General features: G+C 70.4%; 14 protein-coding genes. 12 read left to right on the top strand and 2 right to left on the bottom strand.

The window, feature by feature from the left end; all coding sequences use genetic code 11:
• Window positions 1–308: 308 nt before the first annotated feature.
• The 12 genes from PVK37_RS18245 (at window position 309) to PVK37_RS18190 (ending at window position 11,189) form a co-directional block, all read left to right on the top strand.
• Window positions 309–1,493, top strand: coding sequence for a Cmx/CmrA family chloramphenicol efflux MFS transporter (locus PVK37_RS18245; protein WP_275028662.1), 1,185 nt, complete (start codon window positions 309–311; stop codon window positions 1,491–1,493).
• A 119-nt stretch (window positions 1,494–1,612) separates the two neighbouring features.
• On the top strand, window positions 1,613–1,990 hold the full coding sequence (locus tag PVK37_RS18240) for a PadR family transcriptional regulator (RefSeq protein WP_275028661.1): 378 nt from the start codon (window positions 1,613–1,615) through the stop codon (window positions 1,988–1,990).
• Window positions 1,987–3,354 (top strand): permease prefix domain 1-containing protein, encoded by a 1,368-nt coding sequence (locus PVK37_RS18235; protein ID WP_275028660.1) that lies wholly within the window; start codon window positions 1,987–1,989, stop codon window positions 3,352–3,354. Before PVK37_RS18240 ends, PVK37_RS18235 begins: the two co-directional genes overlap by 4 nt.
• Window positions 3,355–3,689: 335 nt before the next feature.
• Entirely contained in the window at window positions 3,690–4,208 is a 519-nt protein-coding gene (locus PVK37_RS18230; protein WP_275028659.1) for a hypothetical protein, read from the top strand.
• Window positions 4,209–4,297: 89 nt separating this feature from the next.
• Complete coding sequence (locus tag PVK37_RS18225; RefSeq protein WP_275028658.1) at window positions 4,298–4,996, top strand: TetR/AcrR family transcriptional regulator; 699 nt, start codon at window positions 4,298–4,300, stop codon at window positions 4,994–4,996.
• Window positions 4,997–5,081: 85 nt separating this feature from the next.
• Window positions 5,082–6,071 carry an NAD(P)-dependent alcohol dehydrogenase gene (locus PVK37_RS18220; RefSeq protein WP_275028657.1) on the top strand — a complete coding sequence of 330 codons (990 nt, stop codon included), beginning with the start codon at window positions 5,082–5,084 and terminating at the stop codon, window positions 6,069–6,071.
• A gap of 392 nt (window positions 6,072–6,463) precedes the next feature.
• A complete protein-coding gene (locus tag PVK37_RS18215; protein WP_275028656.1) occupies window positions 6,464–6,826 on the top strand; it encodes a hypothetical protein in 363 nt (120 codons plus the stop codon).
• 541 nt (window positions 6,827–7,367) lie between these two features.
• Window positions 7,368–7,889 carry a hypothetical protein gene (locus PVK37_RS18210; protein ID WP_275028655.1) on the top strand — a complete coding sequence of 174 codons (522 nt, stop codon included), beginning with the start codon at window positions 7,368–7,370 and terminating at the stop codon, window positions 7,887–7,889.
• A 50-nt stretch (window positions 7,890–7,939) separates the two neighbouring features.
• Window positions 7,940–8,464 (top strand): ImmA/IrrE family metallo-endopeptidase, encoded by a 525-nt coding sequence (locus PVK37_RS18205; RefSeq protein ID WP_275028654.1) that lies wholly within the window; start codon window positions 7,940–7,942, stop codon window positions 8,462–8,464.
• Between the two features lie 5 nt (window positions 8,465–8,469).
• Window positions 8,470–9,702 carry an MAB_1171c family putative transporter gene (locus tag PVK37_RS18200; RefSeq protein WP_275028653.1) on the top strand — a complete coding sequence of 411 codons (1,233 nt, stop codon included), beginning with the start codon at window positions 8,470–8,472 and terminating at the stop codon, window positions 9,700–9,702.
• On the top strand, window positions 9,699–10,571 hold the full coding sequence (locus PVK37_RS18195) for an oxygenase MpaB family protein (protein WP_275028652.1): 873 nt from the start codon (window positions 9,699–9,701) through the stop codon (window positions 10,569–10,571). The genes PVK37_RS18200 and PVK37_RS18195 overlap by 4 nt, the downstream gene beginning before the upstream one ends.
• Window positions 10,572–10,742: 171 nt before the next feature.
• On the top strand, window positions 10,743–11,189 hold the full coding sequence (locus PVK37_RS18190; RefSeq protein WP_275028651.1) for a vWA domain-containing protein: 447 nt from the start codon (window positions 10,743–10,745) through the stop codon (window positions 11,187–11,189).
• 98 nt (window positions 11,190–11,287) lie between these two features.
• Here the strand turns inward: PVK37_RS18190 and PVK37_RS18185 are convergent, their stop codons facing one another.
• Both PVK37_RS18185 and PVK37_RS18180 read right to left on the bottom strand, forming a co-directional pair.
• On the bottom strand, window positions 11,288–11,887 hold the full coding sequence (locus PVK37_RS18185; RefSeq protein ID WP_275028650.1) for a GNAT family N-acetyltransferase: 600 nt from the start codon (window positions 11,885–11,887) through the stop codon (window positions 11,288–11,290).
• Entirely contained in the window at window positions 11,884–12,657 is a 774-nt protein-coding gene (locus PVK37_RS18180) for a GntR family transcriptional regulator (protein WP_275028649.1), read from the bottom strand. Before PVK37_RS18180 ends, PVK37_RS18185 begins: the two co-directional genes overlap by 4 nt.
• Window positions 12,658–12,767 lie beyond the last annotated feature (110 nt).

The raw sequence follows: 12,767 nt of genomic DNA, 5'->3' as shown, positions 1-12,767 counted from the left end.
CGGCCAGCGTGGACGCGCCGTCCCGGTGTTGCTACGTTGGGCAGCGTGTCCGGTCCTGAGGCGGAGAGAAGCCAGCCACCGGTTGGTCGGTGGCTGATCGCGTAGGCGGGTAACCGACCCTGCTCCCCTGTCGAGCGTGGGTCGGGTGACGGTCCCTGCTGCCCGGGTGCAGCGGCGCGTCGTGAGCCGCCCCGGTCGACCGCATCGTGGGTTTTCTGTCGGGCCCCTCTCGGTGGGCCCCACCCGACGCGACCACCCCTGATCCGGGGTCGCGTCCCCCTGCTGTGCGCCAACGTTGGAGCTTCTCGATGCCTTTCGCCGTCTACGTGCTCGGGCTGGCCGTCTTCGCCCAGGGCACCTCGGAATTCATGCTCTCCGGCCTGCTGCCGGACATCGCCGCCGACCTCGGCGTGTCCATCCCGGCCGCCGGCACCCTGACCTCGGCCTTCGCCATCGGCATGATCGTCGGTGCGCCGCTGGTCGCGATGCTGAGCCTGCGCTGGCCCCGCCGCATGGCGCTGCTGGCCTTCCTCGTCACCTTCCTGCTGTCGCACGTGGCCGGCGCGGTCACCACCAGCTTCGGGGTGCTGCTGCTCACCCGGGTGACCGCCGCGCTGGCCATGGCCGGCTTCCTGGCCGTCGGCCTGGCGACCGCGGCGGGCCTGGCCGGCCCGCAGGCGAAGGGCCGGGCCACCTCGGTACTGCTGAGCGGGGTGACCCTGGCCTGCGTCGCGGGTGTTCCGCTCGGCGCCGTGCTCGGTGAGGTCTGGGGCTGGCGGGCGGCGTTCTGGGGGGTGGCCGCGCTCTCCGCACCCGCCGTCGTCGCCATCCTGCGGTCGGTGCCGTCCACCCCCGTCGACCCGGACGCCCCGACCGCCCGGCACGAGCTACGGGCGCTGCGCCACCCGGGGTTGGTCGTGACGCTGCTGGTGGGGGCGGGCGTGAACGGTGCGACGTTCTGCTCGTTCACGTACCTGGCGCCGGTGACGACCGAGGTGACCGGGCTCGGCAGCGGGTGGCTGCCGGGCGTGCTGGCGGTGTTCGGCGTCGGATCGTTCATCGGTGTCAATCTGGGCGGCAGGCTGGCCGACCGGCGTCCCCGCCCGGTGGTGCTGGTCGGCGGCACCGCGCTGCTGGCCGGCTGGTTGCTGTTCGCCCTCACCGCCGCCCATCCGGTGGCCGCCCTCGGCTTCGTGTTCGTCCAGGGGGTGCTCTCCTTCGCGGTCGGCGCCACGCTGATCTCGCAGGTGCTCTACCTGGCCGCGGAGGCACCACGGCTCTCCGGCGGGTTCGCCACCGCGGCGATGAACGTCGGTGCCGCGGTCGGGCCGGCGCTCGGCGGTGCGGCGCTCGGCGCGGGCCTCGGCTACCGCTCCCCGCTGCTGGTCAGCGCGGTCCTGGTGGCCGCCGCCCTGGCCCTCGCGGCCGTGACCCGGGGCACCGGTGCCGGCACCACCGGTCGAGCGGCGACACTGCGCGACGTCCAGCCCTGATCACCGGCCGTGGCCCTTCCCCGCGCGTCGGGGGGGGGGAGGGTCACGGCCCGGTACCGGTTGTCCGCCCCGAAACCTAGAAGTACTATGCATTGAGGTTCTAGGTATAGGCGGTTCGCATGCACATCACCAAAGACCTCGTCGCCGCCTCGGCGACACCCCTCGTGCTGGGCATCCTCACCGAGGGCGAGAGCTACGGGTACGCGATCCTCAAACAGGTCAACGACCTGTCCGGCGGGCAGTTGGAGTGGACCGACGGGCTGCTCTACCCGCTGCTGCACCGGCTGGAACGACTCGGCCACGTCGAGTCGTACTGGCAGACCCCACCCGGGGGGCGTCGCCGCAAGTACTACCGCATCACCGACCAGGGCCGCGCCGAACTGGCCGAGCAACGCCGCCAGTGGGCCACGGTCGTCGACGCCCTGCGCGGCGTCTGGGGTGCCACCACCCAGTCCATCAGCCCGATCACGGCACCGGCATGGGAGACGGGACGATGACCCTCGACAACGACACCGACCTGGAAGGCCAGATCGCCCAGTGGCGGGCCTACACCCACCGCCGCCGGGAACTGCACCACACCGACACCGAGGAACTCGAGGACCACCTGCGCAGCCGGATCACCGAGCTGACCGAGTCGGGCCTGCGGGACGACGAGGCGTTCCTCATCGCCGTCAAGCGGATGGGCAGCCTCGACACGCTGTCCCGGGAGTTCGCCCGCGAGCATTCCGGGCGGCTGTGGAAGCAACTCGTGCTGCCCGGGGAACCGGACGCGTCCACCGGCGGGCACGGTCGCCGCGAGCTGCCGGTGATGGTGCTCTGCGCGACCGTCGCGGCCCTCGCGATCAAGGTACCGGCCTGGTTCGGGCTCGACCTGTCCGACGACGCCACCTTCTACGCGCGCAACCTCGGCCTCTTCGCCCTGCCGGCACTGGCCGGCTACTTCGCCTGGCGGCGTCAGGTCGGGCCGCGGGTCGTCGCGGTGCTCGCCGCGTTGTTCGCCGTCGGCGCGCTCGGCGCGAACGCGTACCCGCTGGCCGACGACTCGCAGAGCACCGTGCTCACCGCGATCCACCTGCCCCTCGCGCTGTGGCTGGTGGTCGGCGTCGCCTACGTCGGCGGGGACTGGCGGTCGGACCGACGGCGGATGGACTTCATCCGCTTCACCGGGGAATGGCTGATCTACTTCAGTCTGCTCGCCCTCGGCGGCGGCGTGCTCACCGCCTTCACGGTGGGCACCTTCGAGGCGATCGGCCTGGACGCCGAGGAGTTCGTCAGCGGATGGCTGCTGCCGTGCGGCGCGATGGCCGCCGTCGTCGTGTCGGCCTGGCTGGTGGAGGCCAAGCAGAGCGTCATCGAGAACATGGCACCGGTGCTGACCCGCGTCTTCACCCCGCTCTTCGCGGCCACCCTGCTGGCCTTCCTGGTCGCCGTCGCCTGGACCGACAACGGCATCGACGTCGAACGCGACGTCCTCATCGTCTTCGACCTGCTGCTGGTCATCGTGCTCGGCCTGCTGCTGTACGCCATCTCCGCCCGCGACCTCACCACCCGGACCGGCCTGTTCGACCGGGTACAGCTCGTGCTCGTGGTCAGCGCCCTGGTCATCGACCTGCTGGTGCTGCTGGCGATCACCGGTCGGATCAGCGAATGGGGCTTCAGCCCCAACAAGACCGCCGCGCTGGGCGAGAACGTCATCCTGCTGGCCAACCTGGCGTGGTCGGCCTGGCTGTTCCTCGGCTTCGTCCGGGGCCGGCTGCCCTTCACCCGGTTGGAACGCTGGCAGACCCGCTACCTGACCGTGTACGCCGGCTGGGCCTGGGTGGTCGTGCTCGCCTTCCCGCTGGTGTTCGACTTCGCCTGACCGGGCCGGCCGCCCTCCGCCCACCGGCTGGTGCTCGATTTCGCCTGACCCGGCCGGGCCGCCCTCCGCCCACCGGCTGGTGCTCGATTTCGCCTGACCCGGCCGGGCCGCCCTCCGCCCACCGACGTGCGGACCGGCGGAGGGCCCTGACCCGGATCACGGCACGGGACGGACCGGGGGCCGCCCCGGCGTCGCGGGCAGCGGACCGGTCGGACCTGGCGGCACCACCGCGTGGTCCTCGGCCGGTGGGAAGCTGCCTCCGGTCACCGCGACGGAGGCTGGGGCGAGCGTCGCCCGCCACGTGGTCGTCGGCCGGCTGCACTAGGGTGACGGGCGTGACGAGCAGTCCCCGGGAAGCGGAAACCCGCATCGGTCCGATCGGGGCGCTGCTCTGCCGGGTGGTGTTCCTGTCCCTCTGGCTGCCCGGTCCCGTCCTGCTCGCCGTCGCCGTGACGCTGGGCCCGTCCCGGTCGCCCACCGACTTCTGGGGCCTGCTCGCCGGTGGCGCGCTGGCGACGGTCGTCGGGGTGGGTTCCGGCGTCTTCGGCTGGCGGCTGGTCACCCGTTCCCGCCGCGACGCGCGTCGATTGGCCGCCGGCGGGGTCGCCGCGACGGCGGAGATCATCGCGGTGACGAACCACCTGGGCGGGGAGGATCCCGGCCTGGAACTCCGGTTACGCGTCAGCGGGCCCGGCTTCGCCACGTTCGAGGCGGAGACGGTCCGCGCCGACGACCCCGCCCTGGTGCCCGGCGCGTCGCTGCCCGCCGTCGTGGACCCCGTCGACCGGCTCTTCGCGATCACGGGGCGGGCCACCGCGCCACCGGATCGACCCGCCGCCCGGCCGCCCCGGTAGGTGGAGACTGCCGCTGGAGGTTGTATACCTGCCGGGGAGACACCGCGGCTTCCCGGTCGCGCCGGCCCGGCCCAGCCACGGAGGAGACGGTGGAGACAACCAGCCAGTCCGACGCCGCCGCGCCGCCCCGCGCCCCGCTGACCAGGAAGCGGGTGCTGGACACCGCCGTCGCGTTGGCCGACGAGGGCGGCGTGGACGCGCTGAGCATGCGCCGGATCGCGCAGGCGCTCGGCGTGGTACCGATGGCGCTGTACAAGCACGTGGCCAACAAGAACGAGCTGCTGGACGGCATGGTCGACGTGCTCGTCGGCGAGATCGACCCGCCGGTCGACGGGGTCGGTTGGCGGACCGCCATCCGCCGACGGGTGCTGTCGGCCCGCCGGATGCTGCTGCGGCACCCGTGGGCACCCGCGGTCATCGAGACGCGGGCCAAGGCGCGGGCCCATCCGACCCCGGTGATGCTGGCGTACCTGGACTCGATGATCGGGATCTTCCGGGCGGGCGGATTCCCGGTCGACCTGACCCACCACGCGATGCACGTCATGGGTAGCCGCCTGCTCGGCTTCTCCCAGGAGTTGTTCGAGGAGGGCTCCGGGCGGGGGCCGGAGCCGGACGCGCTGCCACCGGAGGAGATGGCGGCGCGCTTCCCCCACCTCACCGAACTGGCGACGGCGGTCGCCCACGACCGGGAGTCGGTCGTCGGTTCGGGCTGTGACGACCAGTTCGAGTTCGAGTTCGCCCTGGACCTGACCCTGGACGGCCTCGACCGGCTCCGGGCCGGCGGCTGACCCACCTTGACAGGTGTACGGCGTACACCTCACCATGCTCTCAGGACGGTGTACGCCGTACACCTGCGACGGTGAGGGGGTCTCGATGAAGGCGATCGCGCAGGAGCGGTTCGGCCCACCGGACGTTCTGCGGCTGGTGGAGGCGGTCCGCCCGGAGATCACGGCAGGCCAGGTGCTGGTGCAGGTGCACGCCGCCGCGGTCAACCCGTACGACTGGCACCTGATGCGCGGCGACCCGTACGTCGCCCGACTGATGGGCGGCACCGGGCTGACCCGGCCGAAGGTCCGGACCGCCGGGATCGACGCGGCCGGCCGGGTGGCGGCCGTCGGCGCCGACGTGCGCGGCCTCCGCCCCGGTGACGCGGTGCTGGGCTTCTGCCCGGGTTCCTTCGCCGAGTACGCCCGCACCACCCCGGACCTGCTGGTACCGAAGCCCGCCGGCCTCACCTTCGCCCAGGCCGCAGCCGTGCCGATGGCGGCGGTGACCGCCCTGCGCGGCATCCGGACGGTGGGTCGGGCCCGGGCCGGGCAGCGGATCCTGGTCAACGGGGCCGGCGGTGGGATCGGCACGTACGCCGTGCAGATCGCCGCCGCCCTGGGCGCGGAGGTCACCGGCGTGTGCAGCAGCCGGAACGTCGAACTGGTGCGTTCCCTGGGCGCCAGCCACGTCGTCGACCACACCCGGGAGGACTTCACCGACGCACCCCGACGCTACGACCTGATCCTGGACAACGTCGGCAACCACCCGCTGGGCCGGCTACGCCGAGCACTCACCCCGACCGGGACGCTGGTCGCCAACGGCGGCGGCCCACCCGGCCGGGTGTTCGGGGCGGTGGGCGCGATGCTGCGCGTCATCGCGGTCGATCGGTTCGTCCGGCAGCGCCTCCGGGTGATCCTCCCGGCGACCCCCGCCGGACCGACCCACCAGGATCTGCTCGACGTCGCCGCGCTCATCGAGGCCGGCACGCTCACCCCGGTGATCGACCGGACGTACCCGCTGGCCGACGCGGCCGAGGGCGTACGCCACGTGGAGCAGGGCCACGCCCGCGGCAAGGTCGTCATCACCGTCCGCTGACGGGAAGCCACCGCCCCACCGTCCCATTCCCGGCTTGGTAACCCGTTCGACGCATTCGGCGCTCCCCGACGGTTGACCGCCGGCCACCGGGGGCAGAGTCGGACAGCAGTCGTCCTCCCGACTCCTGCCGGTTGTCTCTTTCGGACACACGCGCCGCCCGATCAACGAAACGTCCCCATCGCCCGGGGATCTGTCGGACGCCCCCGACGATCGCGATCGGATGGAAGAAGAGCCTGCTCAGCGGCGTGCGTCACCGGCAGGACAGCGACATGCCGGTTAATTCTTATTATCGGATTCTTTGGCACATATGTATGGATTTGATCACGGCCGGTGTCGCAGGCTGTATCCGACCGTACGGCTGATCATTTCTCGACAAGAGACGGAGAACCACCATGAGGAACAAGAAGCTGCTCGTCGTCGGCGCAGCGGCCGCACTGGCCAGTAGCCTCCTGCTGGCCGTGCCCCTGAGCGGAGCCGCCGCCGAGCCCGGAGCCGCCGCGAGCGGGAAGTCGGGCGGCGTCACTCCGCTGTCCCAGACGACCGGAACCCCGGTGTCGGTAGCGCCGGGCGGAAACGGAATCGCCACCGCCACCTGCCCCGCCGGCACGATCGTCACCGGTGGCGGCGGCCGGACATCCGCCTTCGACATCTTCTTCACCGACTCGTTCGCGTCCGGGAACGGCTGGACGATACGTGGGTCCAACCGGGGAAGCACGACCCAGAGCCTCACGGCCGTCGCCATCTGCATCGGATAGCCACGGTCAGTACGGTCACCGCCGCCACCCCCGGTGACCGTCGGCCGCCCCCGGAACACCCGACCCACTCCTACCGACCAAAGACAGAACGGCCCCCTGTTACCGCAGGGGGCCGTTCGCGAGGAGAGGCCGGTCAGGCGACGCGCACCGGCCGGGCCGCTGTGGCTGGGCCGCCAGCCGGGATCGGGCTCCCTGACCGGACGGCCCAGCCATCCCCTCCACCAGCGGCGGCCGGGTGAGGTTGCCGATGCCGGCTCCCCCTCCGGCCGGCCACGTACGCCAGCGACGACTGCGGGATCCACCCCTCGTCGCGCCCCCCTCAGAGCGGATCCTGCCCACTGGCGACTCCCCGTTCGGACGACCCAGACCGCGGTCAGGCCCCCGGCCCACGAAACAGGTGTTGAGCGATCTTCGCTGACACTCAACACCCGTGTCCGAGCAGGAGCGAGCATACGCTCACGTTCCGCATATGTGTCAACATCTGTTTCGCTGGCGCCCGCGTCTGCGACACTGCCGTTTAGTCGCTGGAAGGTGAAGAGTCATGGTCGACGATCCACAGCCAGAGCAGGAGCTGCCGCCGCTGGATACGCTGGCCGCCAGGCTGGAGTACCTGTTCGACACGATCCGGCCGACCTCCGAGGAGCTCAGCGCCGCGGACGAGGCCGGCCGCCGGTACACGAACAAGGAGATCGCCGACAAGATCAACTTGACCGCGGCCGAGACCGGCGTGACCATCAGCGCCGCCTACATAGGAGAGTTACGGCGCGGCGTGGCCAGCGACCCGCGCACCTCGCACGTGCGCGCTCTGGCCGCCGCGTTCGGCGTCAACTCCGGCTACTTCGTGGACGACGCGGCCGCCCGCCGGACCCAGGAACAGATAACCCTGCTCAGCGAGCTACGCCGGATGGACGTCAAGCAGGTGGCGCTGCGCCAGGTGCTCGCCGACAACGGACTCTCCGCAGGGGACACGCAGCTCATCGAGCAGATGGTGGCCCGGTTACGGGCCGTCGCCGAAGGTGTCAGCCCCAGCACGACCGGTGCTGTGCGGGACGATCGCCGCTAGCTGTGCAGATCCTCCAATGGCAGTACGCCGACGAGCGAGGGAACCTTGACGTGAAGTTGCACCGCCTACGCAAGCGCTGCGAGCGGATCGTCGCCGAGCTTGAGATACCGGAGCCGTTCGAGATCCGGAAGCTGTGCGACGTGCTCGGCGAACGGCGTGGCCGGCCCATCCACCTGATGCCGATCAGGCTGCCGGCGCACTCCGTGTGCGGGATGTTCGTGCCGACCGGCGAGTTCGACGCCATCTTCTTCGAGCAGGACACCTCGCCCCTGCACCAGCTGCTGATCATCGGTCACGAGCTGGGTCACCTCATCGCCGGCCACCAGGCCACCGAGATCCTCGACGAGAACGCCTCCCGGCTGCTGCTTCCCGACCTCGACCCGCAGCTGGTCCGCCGCAGCCTCGGCCGCAGCAACTACGCCGCCGCCGAGGAACGCGAAGCGGAGATGATCGGCTCGCTGCTGCTGAGACGGGCCCGCGGTGTCCGCGACGAGGGGCCGGACTCGCCGCTGGACAGCGGCCAGGCCGAACTCTACGGCCGCCTGCGCCACTCGCTGGAACACCCCGACTGGTAGCCGGGATGGACACCGCCCTCTACGCCGTCTGCGCGGTCGCCGGCTGGTTCGCCTTCGGCTACATGCTGCGCCTGCAGCACCGGCAGCCCGGACAGGTCCGGGGTGCGATCTGCGTGGCGCTCGGGGCGTTCGCCACCGGGATCACCCTCGCCATCCCACCCCTCGCCACCGGCATCGACCAGGCGTCCGGGCTGCCCAACCTGGCCAAGGTCATCTCCCACGGCTGCGCCATGACGATCGCCGCGAGCGCCGAGATCATGCTGCTCCACCTCGCGCTGCCCCCGGCGACAGCCGCGGTGCGGAGCCGACGCTGGGTGTGGGTCACCAGCGGGGCCTTCCTCGCCATGGTCGGCCTGTTCGGCCACACGCTCACCTACGCCGCCCCCGTGCTGCTGACCGTGGAGTACGCCACCGATCCCGCCGTCACCGCCTACCTGCTGATCTTCATGCTGGTCGGCTTCTTCGCCTACTGCACCGACATCACCCGGCTTTGCTGGCGCTTCGCCCGCATCTGCGGACGCCCGTGGTTACGCCGTGGTCTTCGCATCACCGCCGTCGGCGCGGCCTTCGCCCTGCTCTACAGCACCAACAAGATCATCTACCTGATCGCCTACTGGAGCGGCTACCGACCCGCCGGCGAACGGGAGATCGCCTCCGTGCTGGTGACCGTCAGCGCCCTGCTCATGATGGTCGGTCTCACCATGCCGGCCTGGGGACCGATCCTCACCATCACCCGACGCTGGGACGACTTCCGCTCCTACCGGCACCTCGAACCGCTCTGGCGGGACCTCGTCGCCGTCCTGCCCGAACTCGAACTCGACACCAGCCTGCGCCGACCGCTCGGAGCGGTCCGCGACATCGACTACGCGCTGACCCGCCGGGTCGCCGAGATCCGCGACGGCCGCCTCGCGCTCCGCCCGTACATGGACGTCGAGGTGACCGAGCTGGCCGGACGGTTCGCCGAACAGGCCGGCTTGAACGACGACGAGCGGCGGTCCACCATCGAGGCGGCGCACCTGGCCTGCGCCCTGCGACGGCACCGGGCCGGCGTCGTCGCCGCGGTCCCCCACCCGGCGGACGACCTGCACCGCCCGGCCGGTGGCTACGCTGGAGAAATCGCCTGGCTGACCCGGGTCACCACCGCGTACGCCCGCTCCCCCGTGGTGGCCCGGACACTCGTCGCGACCCGGCTCGCCGCCGCCCAGGCCGCACCCGAGGCTGGAGAGGCCCACCGATGAGAGACCGCTACGCCAACCTGACCCGCATCCGCGCCCTGGACCCCGAACGCGACCACCTGGCCATCTACCAGACCATGCTGCGCTACGAGTTCCCCTGGGACCTGAAGCTCGGACTGAACCTCGCCTTCAACCGGTCCTTCTCCGTCCCCGCCATCGCCGCCGTGCACACCGCCACCGGTGAGCTCACCGAACGCACCCAGCAGCGGCTCGACGACACCGGCCTGCTCATGTACGAGATGGTGCTCAACGGGTTCGACCAGCCGCGCGGCCGCGAGGCGCTACGGCGCGTCAACCAGATCCACCGCCGCTACGACATCAGCAACGACGCCTACCGCTACGTCCTCGGCTGCCTGGTCGTGATCCCCACCCGGTGGCTGCAACGGTACGGCTGGCGCCGGCCCTGCTGCCACGAACGGCACGCCACCCACGTCTTCTACCGGGAGCTGGGCCGGCGGATGGGCATCACCGACATCCCCGCCTCCTACGAGGCGTTCGAGACCTGGTTCGACGCCCACGACGCCACCCACCTGCAGCCCAACGACGACGCGGCCGCCATCGAGCGGGCCACCCGCATGCTGATGCTCACCCGCATCCCCAGGCCCCTCGCCCCGCTGGGCAACGCACTGGTCAGCGCCATGTACGACGCACCGCTCCGTCGCGCCATGCGCGTCGACACACCGGCCTGGCCGGTCCGGGCCGGTCTGCATGCGGCGCTGAAGACCCGCGCCCGGCTGCAACGGTGGTTCGGAGCGCCACGGACCGAGGCCCTGTTCGCCGACGGGATCAGAACCAAGAGCTACCCCGACGGGTACGAGATCAGCCAGCTCGGCCCCCAGCAGGACCAGGTGCCCGGCCGACCCGACGCGTGAGCTGCCTCAGCATCCGTGGCGACACACCGAACCCGGTGCCGGAGAACAGGCGGCGTCGTAGGGTCGCGACAAGGAGGACGACCACCGACAGGACCCCGATCCAGGCGAGAAACCCGCTGGCAACGCCGAGAGCCATTGTCCCTTGTCGACGGAACGTGGCATGGTCCGCCTGTGTGGGGAGGCTCGTTCTCCTCAGAGACGGCTCAGCGGCCGAAGTCGCCGTACAGCGAAGAGGTCCGACTCTCCGCGTTCGACCAGAAGACCTTCACCAGGGAGATCAACGATCTCCACGTCGAGGGTGATACCGAACTGTACGCCACCGTACGGGCAGCACACCGACACATGCTCGACAACTACGATCCGTCCCGGATCAACGCGGTGGTCCTCCTGACCGACGGCAAGAACGAGTACCCCAAGGGCGTCGACCTGGCCCGCCTCCTCCGGGACGACGCGTTCGATCCGGAACGGCCGATCAAGATCTTCTGCATCGCCTTCGACGAGCAGTCCGATTTCGGGACGCTGGACCGGATCGCCAAGGCGTCCGCGGGCAAGGCGTTCGACGCCCGCGACCCGGCGAAGATCGACGACGCGTTCGTCAAGCTGGTCAGCAGCTTCTGACAACTCCGCACCGGTACCGCCACCCCGGACGCGAGCCCCTGGATGACCGCACAGGTGCTCGTGTGCTACCCGGCGGTTCCGTTGGCCGGCGGCCGGCGTCAGTCTCGCGCTGACGGCTCCGGTCCGGCCTCAAGCCGCCGCCGGACTGCGGGCCACTCGCTGTCGATCACGCTGTAGAAGACGCTGTCTCGGTACGTGCCGGTGCTGAGGAGACGGTGATTGCGCCACACGCCTTCCCGGACCGCGCCGAGTCGGGCGATGGCCCGCTGTGATCGCTCGTTGCGGAGGTCGGTCTTGATGGCTACCCGTCCCGCCTGTTGTTCCTCGAACGCGTGGCGCATCAGCAGGTATTTGGCTTCGGTGTTGATGCCGCGTCCCCACCGGCCCGGAGTCAGCCAGGTCCAACCGATCTCTACGGTGCGGTCGTGCGGCCTGATGTCGATGAAGCTGGTACTTCCGACAGCCGTGCCGGTTGCCCGTTCCACGATGGCGAAGGGAAGCCGCGCAGCCCGTTCCTGCTCGGTCAGCGCGTCACGGATCAACCTTTCGACGGCGTACCGGCTGTCCGGGGTCGGCACATCGAGGTAGGTCCAGATCGCGTCGTGTCGCGCTGCGGCAGCAAGGTCGTCTACATGCTGGAAGCCGAGCGGTTCCAGACGCACCGCTCGGCCTTCAAGGGTTACCGGCTTGAGGTTCACTCGGCATCGACCTCGTACAACAGGACGTGCCGGTCGCCGGGCAGGATCACCTGATAGACCTCGATGGGCTGGTCGTTCTGATCGAAACTCGTACGGAGCAACCTCCCTACGGGCGTCGCCGGCCCGAGGTGGAGCTTGGTCGCCTCCTCTGCGGTGGGCATCCGACAGGTGATCTCGTCCTCGTACCGGACGGGAGTGTGGCCCAGGTCCTCCAGGACCTGATCGGTTCCCTCGATAATGTCGGCCGGATCCATGATCTTGCTGTTCTGCACGATCGGCAGGGGATAGTAGCTGTCGCCAAGCTGTAACGGCTGATCGTCGGCGTACATCACCCTGCGGCGCACCGCGACCGGGTCGCCGGGCGACAGGTGCAGGTGGGCGGCGATCTCCGCCTCGGCAGGGACGGTCTCGACGGTACTCACCTGGCGGGCCTTCTTGCCCTGCGCCTCGATCTGCTGGCTGAAGGTGTCCCGACGGCGGTCGGCTTCCAGCCGTCGTTTGCGCGATCCAGTCAGCGATGCGTAGTAACGGAGCGCTGGCTCTGCCCGGACGAAGCTCCCACGCCCACGCTGGGAGACCACGAGCCCTTCGTTGCGAAGGACGTCCAAGGCCAAGCGGACGGTGTTCCGGCTGACGTGGTACCGCTCAGTGAGCTCGCTTTCGGTGGGGAAGCGGTCACCTCGATCAAGATCACCGCTCTGGATCCGCTCCCGGAGCGTCGATGCGAGCTGCTGGTAGAGCGGCCGAGAGTCCGCCGGGTTCAAGCTCATGCCACGCCCCCTCGAATTTGTACCAACAGGCTAACAACTACTTGCCCCGCTGGCCAGCGTCCTGGTAGAAAGCAAACCAAGTTGTTGGGACAACCCAACAAAGGACTGAG

The organism is Micromonospora cathayae, from assembly GCF_028993575.1.
Classification (GTDB): domain Bacteria; phylum Actinomycetota; class Actinomycetes; order Mycobacteriales; family Micromonosporaceae; genus Micromonospora; species Micromonospora cathayae.
Note: the sequence above shows the minus strand (reverse complement) of the source record. Positions and strands in the feature narration are given on the sequence as shown.

Excerpts from the sequence above, each read along its gene's own strand:
- PVK37_RS18245 (WP_275028662.1), top strand. The coding sequence starts at position 309 with ATGCCTTTCGCCGTCTACGTGCTCGGGCTGGCCGTCTTCGCCCAGGGC.
- PVK37_RS18240 (WP_275028661.1), top strand. The coding sequence starts at position 1,613 with ATGCACATCACCAAAGACCTCGTCGCCGCCTCGGCGACACCCCTCGTG.
- PVK37_RS18235 (WP_275028660.1), top strand. The coding sequence starts at position 1,987 with ATGACCCTCGACAACGACACCGACCTGGAAGGCCAGATCGCCCAGTGG.
- PVK37_RS18220 (WP_275028657.1), top strand. The coding sequence starts at position 5,082 with ATGAAGGCGATCGCGCAGGAGCGGTTCGGCCCACCGGACGTTCTGCGG.
- PVK37_RS18215 (WP_275028656.1), top strand. The coding sequence starts at position 6,464 with ATGAGGAACAAGAAGCTGCTCGTCGTCGGCGCAGCGGCCGCACTGGCC.
- PVK37_RS18210 (WP_275028655.1), top strand. The coding sequence starts at position 7,368 with ATGGTCGACGATCCACAGCCAGAGCAGGAGCTGCCGCCGCTGGATACG.
- PVK37_RS18200 (WP_275028653.1), top strand. The coding sequence starts at position 8,470 with ATGGACACCGCCCTCTACGCCGTCTGCGCGGTCGCCGGCTGGTTCGCC.
- PVK37_RS18195 (WP_275028652.1), top strand. The coding sequence starts at position 9,699 with ATGAGAGACCGCTACGCCAACCTGACCCGCATCCGCGCCCTGGACCCC.
- PVK37_RS18180 (WP_275028649.1), bottom strand. The coding sequence starts at position 12,657 with ATGAGCTTGAACCCGGCGGACTCTCGGCCGCTCTACCAGCAGCTCGCA.